This is a genomic window from Neisseriaceae bacterium CLB008, from assembly GCA_041228285.1.
GTDB lineage: Bacteria > Pseudomonadota > Gammaproteobacteria > Burkholderiales > Neisseriaceae > JAGNPU01.
Map to the genome: position 1 here is coordinate 855,240 of CP166133.1, position 13,484 is coordinate 868,723.

Annotated in this window: 12 protein-coding genes; 7 read left to right on the forward strand and 5 right to left on the reverse strand. The window is 51.2% G+C overall.

Features of this window, described 5'->3' with window-relative positions; genetic code table 11:
- Positions 1 to 12 precede the first annotated feature (12 nt).
- The gene (gene tyrS, locus AB8Q18_03850) at positions 13 to 1,275 is read left to right on the forward strand and encodes a tyrosine--tRNA ligase (GenBank protein ID XDZ52894.1); all 1,263 of its coding nucleotides are present in this window, start codon (positions 13 to 15) and stop codon (positions 1,273 to 1,275) included.
- A 68-nt stretch (positions 1,276 to 1,343) separates the two neighbouring features.
- Here the strand turns inward: tyrS and AB8Q18_03855 are convergent, their stop codons facing one another.
- Positions 1,344 to 3,245 carry an aminotransferase class I/II-fold pyridoxal phosphate-dependent enzyme gene (locus AB8Q18_03855; GenBank protein ID XDZ52193.1) on the reverse strand — a complete coding sequence of 634 codons (1,902 nt, stop codon included), beginning with the start codon at positions 3,243 to 3,245 and terminating at the stop codon, positions 1,344 to 1,346.
- 444 nt (positions 3,246 to 3,689) lie between these two features.
- Here AB8Q18_03855 and AB8Q18_03860 point away from each other — a divergent pair, with 444 nt between their 5' ends.
- The gene (locus tag AB8Q18_03860) at positions 3,690 to 3,962 is read left to right on the forward strand and encodes an HU family DNA-binding protein (GenBank protein ID XDZ52194.1); all 273 of its coding nucleotides are present in this window, start codon (positions 3,690 to 3,692) and stop codon (positions 3,960 to 3,962) included.
- Positions 3,963 to 4,060: 98 nt separating this feature from the next.
- Here AB8Q18_03860 and AB8Q18_03865 read toward each other — a convergent pair whose 3' ends face one another.
- Positions 4,061 to 4,522, reverse strand: a complete 462-nt coding sequence (locus tag AB8Q18_03865; protein XDZ52195.1) for an Lrp/AsnC family transcriptional regulator — start codon at positions 4,520 to 4,522, stop codon at positions 4,061 to 4,063.
- 267 nt (positions 4,523 to 4,789) lie between these two features.
- Here AB8Q18_03865 and dpaL point away from each other — a divergent pair, with 267 nt between their 5' ends.
- The 3 genes from dpaL (at position 4,790) to AB8Q18_03880 (ending at position 8,638) form a co-directional block, all read left to right on the forward strand.
- Positions 4,790 to 6,001, forward strand: a complete 1,212-nt coding sequence (gene dpaL, locus AB8Q18_03870) for a diaminopropionate ammonia-lyase (GenBank protein XDZ52196.1) — start codon at positions 4,790 to 4,792, stop codon at positions 5,999 to 6,001.
- Between the two features lie 77 nt (positions 6,002 to 6,078).
- Entirely contained in the window at positions 6,079 to 7,242 is a 1,164-nt protein-coding gene (locus AB8Q18_03875; GenBank protein XDZ52197.1) for a M20 aminoacylase family protein, read from the forward strand.
- 121 nt (positions 7,243 to 7,363) lie between these two features.
- Complete coding sequence (locus tag AB8Q18_03880) at positions 7,364 to 8,638, forward strand: HAAAP family serine/threonine permease (GenBank protein XDZ52198.1); 1,275 nt, start codon at positions 7,364 to 7,366, stop codon at positions 8,636 to 8,638.
- Between the two features lie 46 nt (positions 8,639 to 8,684).
- Here the strand turns inward: AB8Q18_03880 and AB8Q18_03885 are convergent, their stop codons facing one another.
- On the reverse strand, positions 8,685 to 9,242 hold the full coding sequence (locus AB8Q18_03885) for an OmpA family protein (GenBank protein XDZ52199.1): 558 nt from the start codon (positions 9,240 to 9,242) through the stop codon (positions 8,685 to 8,687).
- A gap of 595 nt (positions 9,243 to 9,837) precedes the next feature.
- Between AB8Q18_03885 and AB8Q18_03890 the strand changes: the two genes are divergently transcribed.
- On the forward strand, positions 9,838 to 10,674 hold the full coding sequence (locus AB8Q18_03890; GenBank protein XDZ52200.1) for a YiiX/YebB-like N1pC/P60 family cysteine hydrolase: 837 nt from the start codon (positions 9,838 to 9,840) through the stop codon (positions 10,672 to 10,674).
- A 58-nt stretch (positions 10,675 to 10,732) separates the two neighbouring features.
- Here the strand turns inward: AB8Q18_03890 and AB8Q18_03895 are convergent, their stop codons facing one another.
- Positions 10,733 to 11,773: a YeiH family protein gene (locus AB8Q18_03895; protein XDZ52201.1), complete on the reverse strand. Its 1,041-nt coding sequence runs from the start codon at positions 11,771 to 11,773 to the stop codon at positions 10,733 to 10,735.
- A gap of 107 nt (positions 11,774 to 11,880) precedes the next feature.
- Between AB8Q18_03895 and AB8Q18_03900 the strand changes: the two genes are divergently transcribed.
- Positions 11,881 to 12,786, forward strand: coding sequence for a LysR family transcriptional regulator (locus AB8Q18_03900; GenBank protein ID XDZ52202.1), 906 nt, complete (start codon positions 11,881 to 11,883; stop codon positions 12,784 to 12,786).
- Here AB8Q18_03900 and AB8Q18_03905 read toward each other — a convergent pair.
- Positions 12,759 to 13,430, reverse strand: a complete 672-nt coding sequence (locus AB8Q18_03905; GenBank protein XDZ52203.1) for a helix-turn-helix transcriptional regulator — start codon at positions 13,428 to 13,430, stop codon at positions 12,759 to 12,761. The genes AB8Q18_03900 and AB8Q18_03905 overlap by 28 nt on opposite strands.
- Positions 13,431 to 13,484 lie beyond the last annotated feature (54 nt).

Sequence of the window (13,484 nt, forward strand, 5' to 3'; positions counted from 1 at the left end):
ACAACGATGACGATGGGTTTAATCGAGCAACTACAAGAACGTGGCCTTTTGGCGCAGGTAACCGATGCTGAGGCATTAGAAAGCTTACTGGCGGAACAAAAAGTGTCATTGTATTGTGGCTTCGACCCAACCGCAGACAGTTTGCATATTGGTCATTTGTTGCCTGTATTGACGCTTAAGCGCTTTCAGGATTATGGTCACCACCCGATCGCATTGGTCGGCGGTGCAACCGGCATGATTGGCGACCCAAGCTTTAAAGCGACTGAACGCAGCCTGAACACCCCTGACGTGGTGGCCGGCTGGGTAGAAAAAATCCGCAATCAATTAAAGCCTTTCCTTTCGTTTGACGGCGTGAATCCAGCACGCATGGCAAACAATCACGATTGGTTCGGCCACATGGACACCCTCAGCTTCTTACGCGACATCGGCAAGCATTTTTCGGTGAACGCGATGATCAATAAAGAGTCGGTGAAGCAGCGCCTAGACCGTGACGACGTTGGCATTTCGTTTACCGAATTTGCCTACAGCCTGTTGCAGGCCTATGACTTTGCTGAGTTGAACAAGACTCAAGGCTGCCAGCTGCAAATTGGCGGTTCTGATCAGTGGGGCAACATCACCGCCGGCATCGACTTAACCCGTCGCTTAAACCGCGAAACGGTTTATGGCTTGACCTTGCAGTTGGTGACCAAGTCAGACGGCACCAAGTTTGGTAAGACTGAAGGCGGCGCGATTTGGCTAGATGCGAAGAAAACGTCTCCGTATCAGTTCTACCAGTTCTGGTTAAAAGTTGCCGACGCCGACGTGTACCGTTTCTTGGCCTTCTTTACCTTCTTGTCTATGGACGAGATTCGTCAAATTGAAGCCGACGATCAGGCCAGTAGCAAAGCGCCTCAAGCGCAGCGTATTTTGGCTGAGCAAATGACGCGCTTGGTGCACGGTGAGGCAGCTTTAGAAGCCGCTCAGCGCATTAGCCAAAGCCTGTTTGCGGAAGACCAAAGCGCTTTGACCGAAGACGACTTTGAGCAGCTGGCCTTAGACGGCTTGCCAAGCTTTGAAGTGAGTGGAGAGGTCAACGTGGTGGCGGCTTTGGTGACGGCTCAATTGGCTAAGTCTAACAACGAAGCACGTGGTTTTATCAGCCAAGGTGCAGCGGTGATTAATGGTCAAAAAGTAACCGATCAAGACTATGTACTGGCCGATGCCGACAAGCGTTTTGGTCGCTACACCATCATTCGTCGCGGCAAACGCAACCACGCCTTATTGATTTGGGCCTAAGCGCCAAGGCATGAGAAAAGCCCCCATCTGTAGATGGGGGCTTTTTTGTGGCCATCGGTTAGCCAGGCTTATTCTAGCGGCACCAGCTTGGCCTGTTCTTTTTTGCTCAACACCCGAATGGCGTAGCCGTTGGGCCGATGCACTAGGCCGTGGATCTCATGGGGGGCGTCGGCCAAAATCAAATTGGTCAAAAACTTCAATACGGCTTCGTCAATGACCTGCGCCGGTACCAAAACGGGGATGCCCGGAGGATAGGGCACGATTTGGTCGCAGCAGACTTTACCAATCAGGGTTTTATTGGGCTTGCCGGCCTTGATTAAGGGGATGTAGTCGCCGGCAAAGTAAAATGCATCGCGTGGCAGGCCCGCTAGCTTGGTGAAGCTGGGGACTTTTAAGAGCGGTTTTTTGACGTTGAGGCGGCGTTTAGGTGCCTCGGCGGAAAGGGTGGTTAAGGCGTGGACCAGCCGCATCATTTTATTGGCCGTGGCGCCAATGGTGACGATGGCGGTGATGGTGGCGAAGGTGGATTTTTCGACCTGAATGTTAAAGCGTTCAAACAACAGCTGCTGTACCTGATCGCCTGACAGGCCGCTCGCGCGCACGTCGATGGTGATTTTGGTGGGGTCGAGCCGAATTTGATCATGCTTTAAGGCTTCGGGCAGCAGCTCTGCCAGCGTTAACACGCTGAATAGGCGCGTTTCATTGATTTTTTGGCGCAGGGTTTCAGCCAGGCTCAGCGCTTTTTCTAATAGGCCGTAGCCCTCCATCACCATTTGCTGGCGCGCCACGTCGAGGCTGGCGATGATGCTGTACTGCGGGCTAGTCGACGCATGCATATTAAAGGTTTCGCGCAGAATGTGTGGATTGTGTTCAGGGTCGTTGACGTGGACCATGCTGGCCTGAGAAAACGCCGACATGGTTTTGTGGGTGCTTTGGGTGACATAGTCGGCGCCGAGCTCTAAGGCGGTGGGCCTAAAGCGCGGATGGAAACGGGCAAAGCCATACCAGGCCTCGTCGATGATGACCTTCATGCCGTGTTTGTGAGCCGCCTCAATCACAGGTTTCAGGTCATAGCATAGGCCATCGTAGGTGCTGCTGGTAAGGATGATGGCTTTGGCGTGGGGCTGGGCTTCGATGGTGGCCAAAATAGTGGCCAGCGGCACCGAGGCAAAGATGCCTAAGGCCTCATTGACGCTGCTGTTTAAATACACCGGCCGTGCGCCGGAAAGAATCACGCCGTGATGCACCGATTTATGGCAGTTGCGGTCGAGCAAGAGGGTGTCGCCCGGTACCAGCACGCTTTGTAAAATGACCTTATTGGCCGTAGAGGAACCGTTGGTGGCGAAATAAGTGGTTTTGGCGCCAAAAGCTTCTGCTGCAAGCCTTTGTGCGTCGGCGATGACGCCTTCGGGATGCAGCAGCGAATCTAAGCTTTGCACCGATACGGATAGGTCGGCTTGCCAGATGTTTTGGCCGACAAAATGATAGAAGTCAGAGCCCCAAGCGCTGTAACGCAGCGAATAGCCGCCAGAATGGCCAGGGGTGTGCCATGAATCAGGTTGAGTGTTGACGTAGTTTTTTAAAGCGCTAAAGAAAGGAGTTGACGCTTTGTGTTGTAAATTCTGACACACTAAGGCCAACAGCGAGGCCATGGAATAGGTTTCGCTGTCGGTGCCGTAAACGCGTGGGCCAAAGGGATTGGGCGCGCTGGCCTTATGCCACCAGTAGGCATTGAGCTCGAGGCGCCAATCGCCTTCGATGAGGGCGTGTAGGGTTTTTAAGTGTTGCTTGTTTAGGCGTGCGCCGTCAAAGATGACTGCGTGAATGCCGGCATCTTGTACGTATTCGGCGAATTGCTCGACGGCGCAGTTTTCAAAGGCCACCATTAATGGGGCCGCCACCTGCATTTGGTTAGAAATAGGGCTTTTGCCTTCTTTTGAGACAATCAATACGGTACACAGTGCACTCATTATTTCTCCTTTAAAGAGATTTATTTATCATTTATGGTCAAGACAATAGAAATAATATGACAAATTCCTTAAAACTCCTTTATACTCAACGCAACCGCCTCAGATTGTGGCCATGGTTACGTGAAGTATGGATAGTCGCTATGCTTAGTATGACCAATAACTGGCTTGAAAGACAGTGCTTTATTGGATTATTGACACAAAAGTCATGAATTGCGTCAAGCATAGTGGGTATATTCTTCAGTCCTAATCAATGATGTTGATTTGATGATTGATTTTTTTTGAATGATTGCGTAATAATAGGGTCTAACAACCGTGAAAAGCCCAGTTTACGGCCGTTTCGGCGGTATTATTGTTTAAGAAAAAGCAAACAGAGCGTGTTTTTTGTTGCGGTAAGCTAAAAAAGTGCTTATCATCGACGCCTAACCTTTTGAAGGAGTAAAATGCATGAACAAGTCTGAATTAATTGAAGCCATCGCGGCTGAATCTGGTTTGACCAAAGCTGATGCTGGTAAAGCATTGGACGCTTTGACCCAAACTGTTACTGATACTTTGAAAAAAGGTGACAGCGTATCTTTGATCGGTTTCGGTACTTTTAAAGTAAGCAACCGTGCTGAACGTCAAGGCCGCAACCCTAAAACTGGTGAGCCATTGACCATTAAAGCCGCTAAAGTACCTAGCTTCTCTGCTGGTAAAGGCTTTAAAGACGCTTTGAAATAAGCCCAATTCGTTAATGATCAAAACAAATTGTTTTGGTCTTTTAACATAAAAAAACACGCTTTGTGCCGACACAAGCGTGTTTTTTTTGTGTCTGTCATTTAGTCGATTAGGACTTTGAGGCTTTGTTTGGTGTTGCTCATGGCGACAACGGTTTCAAAGCCTTTAATATTGTCTGAAGCAAAAAACAATGTTTGCGTTAACGCTTCGTACTCAGCCATGTCTTTAACATTAAGAATGAGAAAAAAATCATGGTCTCCGGTCACATAATAAGCTTGCTGAACCTGTGGGCAGGCATTAAAAGCCTGTTTGTGGGCCGTCAATAAATCTAAACGTTCATTTTCTAACCTCACCTTCACCAAAATGGTTAACGGCCGACCGCATTTACTCGGATCCACAATGCTGACGTTGTGCGTAATGACGCCTGCTGCTTCTAGTGCAGCAATGCGGCGATTGACCGCGGATGCGGACAGATTGACCGCTTCGGCAAGGTCTCGCTGTGATAGTCGATTATTTTCCTGTAACAGCGTTAAGAGTTTTTTATCATAGCGATCGAGGGTCATGCTGACGCCTTTTAGGTTGCGGTGAGAAGGAATGAATCAATCATGCATTTCTGATGGCTAAAGCACCGATTTGTTGCATTCTTGGGGCTGAGTTAAGCGTTTTTTAAGGCCATCCCTAGGCTAAGATGAATGGTGTGGCTGTCGTAGCAAAGAATGAGCTTAAGCCGAAGAAGTATATAGATAAAAAACGGCATTGTGAATGCCGTTATGGGCCTAGGCTTGTTTTAGATGGCTGATTTTAATCTTTAATCATGAGGAGAAGTGTCGATGCACACAGGATTTCATTATGTGGCGAATGGCCGTAAAAAATCATTCGGCGAAGGCGCGGATTTAAGTGCCTTAAGCGCCATCGTGGGGCAGCGTGTTTTGGCGTTTCATCAGAAGCTGCCTATTTATGCACCCACGCCGCTGCGGTCTTTACCTGCGCTCAGCGCACACTTAGGGCTGGGTTCGTTACACGTGAAGGATGAAAGCCAACGGTTTGGCTTGAATGCCTTTAAAGGCCTAGGTGGTTCGTATGCGGTGGCCAAATATTTAGGTCAACAATTGGGCTTGACTGAAGAAGCCTTAAGTTTTGACGTGTTGATGCAGTCTGAGAATCGGGCGCGTTTAGGTGAGATGACGTTTGTCACCGCAACCGATGGTAACCATGGTCGGGGTGTGGCTTGGGCGGCACAACAGCTTGGGCATCGCGCCATAGTCTACATGCCTAAAGGTGCTTCGCCGATCCGCGCCGAAAACATTCGCCAGCACGGCGCTGAGTGTCAGATCACCGAGCTTAATTATGATGATACCGTTCGGTTTGCCAGCGAACAGGCAGAACGCCATCAGTGGGCTCTGGTGCAAGACACCGCGTGGCCTGGCTATGAGGCGATTCCAGAATGGATTATGCAAGGCTATATGACGCTCGTGGTGGAAGCCTTGGCGCAGCTGCGCGCCAGCCAGGCACCGCTGCCTACGCATGTGGTGCTGCAAGCCGGGGTCGGGTCGTTTGCGGGCGCCATTATGGGCCATTTAGTCGCCACTTTAGGCGCGGCGGCACCTAAAGTATGGGTGGTTGAGCCGAATAAGGCCAATTGTCTGTATCAGTCTGCCGTACACAATGATGGCCATCCTCACGCAGTGAAGGGCGATCTAGACACGCTGATGGCAGGCTTGGCGTGTGGTGAGCCCAATACTCAAAGCTGGCCGATTGTGCGCGATCACACCGACTACTTTTTCTCTGTAGCAGACGCGGTGGCGGCCAATGGCATGCGTATTTTAGCCGCACCGCTGGCGGGTGATCCAGCCATCGTCTCAGGAGAGTCTGGCGCGGTGGGAATGGGCTTGGTGCATGAGCTCAAGCACGATCCTCAACATCAAGATTTGTGCGCGCGCTTGGGCTTACAGGCTGATGCGCATGTTCTGCTCATCAGCACCGAGGGCGATACTTCTCCTGACGTCTATCAAGACATCGTGTGGCGAGGCCGTCAAGATTGATTGACCACCCTGTGATCATGGTTTGAAGCCAATAGGGCACGGGGTTGTCGCTAAATAAAATACAGAGGAAGAACATTATGGATGCATTGCACATGCAACTGGCCGCCTGGCGGCATCATTTACACGCTCACCCAGAAGGGGCTTTTGAGGAGGTGAATACCTCAGATTATGTAGCCAAGGTTTTAACCGAGATGGGTTTAACCGTTCATCGAGGCATTGGGGGAACGGGCCTGATTGCCGATCTTAAAGTGGGGACGGGGCAGAAGGTCATCGGCATTCGAGCCGACATGGATGCCTTGCCTTTGACGGAGCAAGGCGCGGTTGCCTACGCTTCGAAAAATCATGGCTGTATGCATGCATGTGGTCACGATGGGCATATGGCCATGGTGTTGGGCACGGCCAAGCTACTGAGTGAGCAGCCTGACTTTGACGGTACGGCTCGGTTTTTATTTCAGCCTGCAGAAGAACCGGGTAAAGGCGCTTTGGCCATGATTGCCGATGGCTTGCTGACCCGTTTTCCCATGGACGAGATTTATGGCCTGCACAATATGCCAGGCTTGCCCGCTGGGCATATTGCAACCCGTGTTGGGGGCATTATGGGCAGTGAGGATAATTTTGTGATTCGCATCACCGGCCAAGGTGCCCATGCGGCTAGGCCTCACATGAGTAAAGACCCTTTGGTGATTGCAGCGGAAATCATCATGGCCTTACAGACCATTGTGTCTCGTAATTTAGACCCCAATGAACCAGCGGTGATTTCTTGTACGGAGATTCACACCGATGGCATTCGCAATGCGATCCCCACTTATGTGGAAATCAAAGGCGACACGCGCAGCTACTCTGTGGCGGTGCAAACGCTATTGGCCACTCGAATGCGTGCCATTTGTGAGGGCATTTGCCACATGCACGGTGCCCAGTGTGATTTTGAATACACCCATGAATTTGCCCCGACGGTGAACTGGGCTGAGCCAGTGGCGGTAGCGGTGGCGGCGGCACAGCAGGTGATCGGCGAGGAAAAAACCGATGGCAATGTGGCTCAGATGATGATTTCTGAAGACTTTGGCGTGTTCTTACAGCACATTCCTGGCTGCTTTGTGTTCCTAGGCAACGGCGTGGCGCAAGAGGGTAAAGGCCATTTGCCGCTGCATAACGCTTGTTATGACTTCAACGACGATGTCTTGACGACTGGGGCGCGTTTCTTTGCCCAGATCATTAAAAATCAAATGCCCAAACACACATAATCCCCCCTGATCTATAAGCTCAACGTTCGATTGAGCCAGATAAACCGATTAATTAAGAGAGAAAATAACCTGCCTAGGCTGAGGTCAAAACGACAACAGCCTAGGCAGGTAGGAGAAACACATGAACGCTTTAGACAAAGCCGATCCTCATAAATGGCATGGGCAAGACACGATTTGGTTATTGGGTATGTTTGGCACCGCAATTGGCGCCGGCGTCCTATTCTTGCCGATTAATGCAGGCATTGGTGGCTTATGGCCGCTGTTGATTGTGACCGCCTTGGCCTTTCCCATCACCTATTTTGCCCATCGTGCCTTGGCCCGATTTGTGGGGGCCGCAGACAGGGCTGATGAAGGCATTGTGGGTGTGGTGGCAGAGTATTTTGGTCCCACGGCCAGTAAAGTATTTACGCTGGTGTATTTTTTTGCCATTTACACGATATTGTTGATGTATGCCGTGGCCATCACCAATACCGCCATTAGTTTTATGGTGCATCAACTGCACCTGGCTGAGCCATCTCGGGCCTTGGTTGCCATGGTTTTGATTTTGGGCCTGATGGCGATTGTGCGATTGGGGCAAAGCCTGATTATGCGGATCATGAGCTGGCTAACCTATCCCTTTATTGCGTCTTTATGGTTTATGGGGCTGTATTTAATCCCGCAGTGGAATGGCGCGATTTTCCAAGAGGGTGCGGCCGCATCGATCGGGGCCACCGGTTCGGGGGTGGTGATGACCTTATGGATGGCTTTTCCGGTTTTGGTGATGTCTTTTAATCATTACCCGATTATTTCGCCTTTTGTGGTGGCGCAGCGCCAGCGGTATGGCAAGGCCAGCAGCGACGCTAAATGTCGGCAAATTCAACGCTATAGCTATCTATTAATGGTGACGACGGTGTTGTTCTTTGTGTACAGCTGTATTTTAAGCGTGTCGCCCGCAGGCTTGGCCGAGGCCAAGCAGCAGAATATTTCCATACTGTCGTATTTGGCCAACCATTTTGACACGCCTATTTTGTCTTATTTGGCGCCCATGATTGCGTTTGTGGCCATTACTAAGTCTTTTTTAGGGCATTATGTGGGTGCTTATGACGCCATGCGTGAGATCGTGCTGGGCGTGGGGGCTAGTAGGCAAAAGACGTTATCAACGGTTGCGGTGAATCGGATTATTTTTGTGTTTATGATTGTGACGTGCTGGGTTATGGCTTATTTTAACCCCAGTATCTTGACCATTATTGAGCGCATCAGTGGCCCTACCGGCGCGGTGATCTTACTGTTGCTGCCTATGTATGCCATTCATAAACTGCCTGCTTTAGCGGCCTATAAGGGGCGAATGAGCAATGTGTTTGTGACGGTGATTGGTCTGGTGACGGTGTCTGCGATTTTCTACGGTATGTTTGTGTAAAACCTAAAAAAGGTTGGCCGAGGCCAACCTTTTTTATGGTATCGATTTAGCGTTTTAGCTGTAGCGGCGACAGTACGATGTCGACGCGGCGATTTTTGGCTTTGCCTTCAGCGGTGTCATTGCTGGCAACGGGTTTGCTCGAGCCTGCGCCCAGCGCTTTGAGGCGGAAGTCGCCCACACCGTTGTTTTTCATGATATTGGCCACGCTTTCGGCACGCTGTACCGATAGGCGGTTATTGAGTTCGGCGCTGCCGGTTGAGTCGGTATGGCCAATCACGGTCACCGTGCTTTGGGTGTATTTAGACAAAACCTTGGCGATCTGGGTGATCACGCTGTTGCCTTCTGGCTTTAAGGTGGCGCTGCTGCTGGGGAAGGTAATGGTTTCTGGAAGATTGATGACCAAATGAGCGCCATCACGAGAGAACGGAATGCCTTGCTGAGAGAGAAAGCCACTGAGCTCTTTTTCTTGCGCATCAATGTCGTTGCCTGGATAACTAATGGGTTTTTCGTTAACGGGCTGTGTACTTTTACAGCCTGCTAAAGCCAATACTGAGGCGACCCCAATCATCATTAACGTTTTGCCGTTGATTCTTTGAGTGTTCATGTGACGCTCCTTTTTTGGTTCTGGTTGAGTAAACCGCTTAAACCCCAAATCACTAAGCCTTTGGCATTAGTGGTTTAGATTCAGTAATATGATGGTACATGCTTAATATATATAAGCGTTACTTTATAAGCAAGTAAAATACTGTATTTATTGAATTAACTTTAAAAACAATGGCGATTATTGCAGTGTTTTAATTTTTATAAGCGTATCGGCTGAATGCATCAGTACTTGACCTTTAAATCATGACTAAGTAAAGAGGCGTTGAAAAGAGGCGTTGAGCGGGGCAGCTTGAGCGTGAATAGATGCGGTGTATGAACATACGTGTGCTTCAAGGCGGCGGGTAGGCTGCGCTTTACCCACCTTACGGCTGTGCTGGCCGTTTTGCCTAGGGTGGGTCGTGACTCACGCGGGTTTGATGGTTTGCTAGTCTGGTCGTGAGGGCTACGGAGGGTGAGCGTGATTCATGTCGCTGGTTTAAGCGGTCAGCCGATCTTCTCATGCGTGTGAATCTGAGTAAAACTGCTTGTTTTTACGTTAACAGACTGTTAACTTAGCTTGGTTTATTCATGAGTGCTTGATCATAAAAGGGCGTTAAATGTCTTGGTTTCAAAAAATAGGGCGAGTGGCCTTAGCGATGGTGTTGACGGCGAGCCTGGCTGGCTGCGTGACGCAGTGGGAGCGAACTTCGGGGGAAGAGCTTTACGCGCTTAAGTTTCAACGCACCAATACCGCGCCCAGAGAGGGTGTGAAGCCGATTGAGGCCAAAGACGTGCGCCCAGGAGACATTTTATTTTCAGCCGAGAATGGGACGAACTCCATCGGCGTGCGCTTGTTTAACAATGCATCCGTTAGTCATGCCTTTATTGCCTTGAACAATAATTTAATCGCCGAGTCGATCGGCACCGGCATTCGCATCATTCCATTGGCTGAGGCGATTGAAACCAGCACTTTGGTGGCCGTGTATCGTCATCCTGATCTGGTGTCGGCCGATGTGGCCAAAATGGTGGCGTTTGCCGATTCGCATGAAGGCAGTAAATACAATTATGGCGGTATTTTAAAGCAGGCGCCGTTTTCTGTTTTACGTAAAGTGTGTGAGTTGCCGGTGAATCCCAGAATGATTCGTTCGGTTTGCTTGAGTTCGATGGCCACCATTATGGTGTCGCCGTTTAAGAGCGATCGCTATTTTTGCTCGCAGTTTGTGGTTGAAGCCTTTAACTTTGCAGGTAAGCCGCTGACCAAGGCCAATCCAGAATGGGTGAACCCTAATGATTTGCTCCACATGCGTGAAGACGACATTCCTTCGATTAAGCCCAACGTTGAATTGACCTATGTGGGTCATTTACAGTGCAGCGAGTCGGTTTGGAACATGAAGTGTATGGCGCAGGGCGAAAGCGCTGCCCCTATTGTGCGCATGGGTCAGGCCAATAAATAGGCCAGAAGAAACCGTGTAAAAAAGACGCGCCGTGGCGCGTCTTTTTTATGGCCGCTGCCTAGGATAACAGCAGCTGTAGGCCGCCGCCAGCCATAATCAGCCACAGCAGCAGGATAAAGCCCAGTAGCAGGGGTTTTATACCGGCCTCACGGATAGCCTTAAAGTGGGTGGTCAGGCCAAGCGCCGTCATGGCCATGGTCAATAAAATGGTGTCAAGGTCGATTAAAACCGTCACCCAGGGCGCTGGTAACAGATTCAGTGAGTTAAAACCCGCCACCGCCATAAAGCCAAAGGCAAACCAAGGGATGGTGATTTTGGGCTTGGTTTGAGCGCCTTGCGCCGCATCCGCAGTCTGGACAGATGCGCTACGGCGGGCAAGCCAAATAGACAGGATGACCAAGAATGGCGCCAGCATCATCACCCGGATCATTTTGGTGGTGACGGCAATATTGGCGACGTCTGGGTTAATGTCGCGCCCGGCGGCCACGACTTGGGCGACTTCGTGGATGCTGGAGCCTATGTAGAGGCCAAAGGCTTTGTCGCTGATGGGCCAAAGTTGCCAAGCGTACATCTGCGGATATAAAAACATACACACCGTGCCGAAAATCACCACCGTGGCGACGGCTACCGTGACTTTATTGGCTTGGGCACGCAAGACGGGCTCGGTGGCCATGACGGCGGCGGCACCACAAATACTGCTGCCGGCACCAATTAAGATCGCGGTGTCTTTGTCCAGCTTGAGCCAGCGCGTACCCAGCCAATAGGCCAGTAAGAAGGTGCTGCACAGCATGAGCGCATCGCTCAAAATACTGCCGGTGCCAACGGCGGCAATTTGCTGAAAAGTGAGCCGCATGCCGTATAAAATAATGCCCCAACGCAGTAGCTTGCCCTTACTGAAGACCACGCCAGCATGGCAGGGGGCGCTCAGACGGGGGTAGACGGTGTTGCCCAACAGCATGCCCAAAATGATGGCTAGGGTTAGGGCGCTGAGGCCGAGGTGGGCCACATAGCCGGTTTGGTCTAGCCAGATGGCAAAATAGGTGAGGATGCCGACGAGGATCAGCCCCGGAAGGTGTTGGCGAATGGGTGTGGCAATCATGAATGGCTCTTTATGAAATGATTTGGCCTTTATTGTAAAGTGTTTTAATTGTTCATAAAAACAGATAATATTGTTAAGTTTGATCATTTTTATTGATAGGTTGAGTCATGCATATATCACTACGGCAGCTGCAAATATTTGTGGCCATTGAGCAGCAGGCGTCGACCACTCAGGCCGCGGTGGCGCTGAACCTGTCTCAATCGGCCGTCAGTACCGCCTTGGGTGCTTTGGAGCAACAGCTGGGGGTGGCGTTGTTTGATCGCGTCGGTCGTCAGCTATTGCCGAACGAGCATGCGCGGGTACTGTATCCAAAGGCGCTGGCGCTCTTGGAAGGTGCGCAAGAGGTGGAATCTTTGTTTCAGCAGGGAGCGGCGTTGATCCACATCGGCGCCAGCACCACGATTGGCAATTATTTACTCCCAGCGCTCTTGGCCGAGTTTCGCCAGCACCACCCCTTGGTTAACTTTAAAGTGACGGTGGCCAATAGCCGTGAAATTGTGGCGGCTCAGGCGCGTTTAGACTATGACTTAGCGCTGATCGAGGGGCGTTTTAGCCACCCAGACGTGGTGGGAGACGTGTGGCAAAAAGATGAAATGGTGCTGTTTGCGGCGCCGCAGTCGCGCTGGCTGCCCAAGGCGGTGAAGCCATTGGCGTTAAGCCAGCTGGCGCAGGTGCCGTTTATTGTCCGAGAGGCCGGTTCGGGGACGCGCGAAACCGTTGAACAACTGCTGTTACAGCATGTGCCCGAGAGCCTCATTGGCATGGAGCTGGGGCATTCGGAAGCGATTAAGCAAGCGGTGCGGCATGATTTGGGCGTGGGCTGTTTGTCGCGCCATGTGGTGGCCGATGATTTGGCCCGGGGCCTGCTGCAGGAGTGGCCGCTGAGCGATGTGCTGTTACAGCGTGCCCTATGGCTATTGAAGCATAGGCAAAAGCACGTCAGCCAAGCCTTGTTGGCGTTTGAGGCCTTTTTAGCCGATCATCCTCAGACCTCAAGCGGGGTGATGCGGTAGACGCAGCGCGTGCCTTGGCTGAGGAGGTGTTGCTCGCGGCTGACGTGGGCGTTGGGCCCGACAATGTCTTGAAAAAGCTGTAGTTCGGCACGGCAAAAGCCTTGACAGGCTTGAGCGGCAACGCAAATGGGGCAGTGGTCTTCGACCAAGAGCCAAGTGGCTTGATCGGCTTCAAGGTGAGCCATATAGCCTTCGTCGCTGCGTATGTCGGTGAGCTGCTGGAGGCGTTCAGCAAGATCGGTGCTGGTGCAGTGCTGTTGATACAGTTTTTGGGTGGCCTCGGTTTTTTGTAGGATCAACCGCTCTAGGCCTTCTTCGCCAAACAGCTGGCGAATCGATTGAATGAGCTGTTCGGTAAGCTGGGCGTGGGTGTCAGGAAAGCAGCGCTGGCCAGCAGTGCTCACCACCCAGTTTTGGCGCGGTCGCCCCGCACCTTCGCTGGGCGTGTGCTGGCCGTTGATTAAGCCGGCGGCCAATAGCTTTTGAACCTGTAGGCGGGCGGCTTCGACGGTTAGGCCTAAGCTTGAGGCTAAAGCCGCCGTGGCGATGGGGCCTTTGGTTTTGATGGTAAATAAAACCCGGTTGCCGCGGTGTTCTGCCACGGCGTTGGCTAAGTTTTTGCTTGTCTCATTTGAGTGGCTCATTTAAGATGACCGAATTATCCAAGTAATTTCTTGGATAATACCTAAATCAACGCA

Coding starts and splice junctions, on each gene's coding strand:
- tyrS (XDZ52894.1), top strand. CDS start 13: ATGGGTTTAATCGAGCAACTACAAGAACGTGGCCTTTTGGCGCAGGTA.
- AB8Q18_03855 (XDZ52193.1), bottom strand. CDS start 3,245: ATGAGTGCACTGTGTACCGTATTGATTGTCTCAAAAGAAGGCAAAAGC.
- AB8Q18_03860 (XDZ52194.1), top strand. CDS start 3,690: ATGAACAAGTCTGAATTAATTGAAGCCATCGCGGCTGAATCTGGTTTG.
- AB8Q18_03865 (XDZ52195.1), bottom strand. CDS start 4,522: ATGACCCTCGATCGCTATGATAAAAAACTCTTAACGCTGTTACAGGAA.
- dpaL (XDZ52196.1), top strand. CDS start 4,790: ATGCACACAGGATTTCATTATGTGGCGAATGGCCGTAAAAAATCATTC.
- AB8Q18_03875 (XDZ52197.1), top strand. CDS start 6,079: ATGGATGCATTGCACATGCAACTGGCCGCCTGGCGGCATCATTTACAC.
- AB8Q18_03880 (XDZ52198.1), top strand. CDS start 7,364: ATGAACGCTTTAGACAAAGCCGATCCTCATAAATGGCATGGGCAAGAC.
- AB8Q18_03885 (XDZ52199.1), bottom strand. CDS start 9,242: ATGAACACTCAAAGAATCAACGGCAAAACGTTAATGATGATTGGGGTC.
- AB8Q18_03890 (XDZ52200.1), top strand. CDS start 9,838: ATGTCTTGGTTTCAAAAAATAGGGCGAGTGGCCTTAGCGATGGTGTTG.
- AB8Q18_03895 (XDZ52201.1), bottom strand. CDS start 11,773: ATGATTGCCACACCCATTCGCCAACACCTTCCGGGGCTGATCCTCGTC.
- AB8Q18_03900 (XDZ52202.1), top strand. CDS start 11,881: ATGCATATATCACTACGGCAGCTGCAAATATTTGTGGCCATTGAGCAG.
- AB8Q18_03905 (XDZ52203.1), bottom strand. CDS start 13,430: ATGAGCCACTCAAATGAGACAAGCAAAAACTTAGCCAACGCCGTGGCA.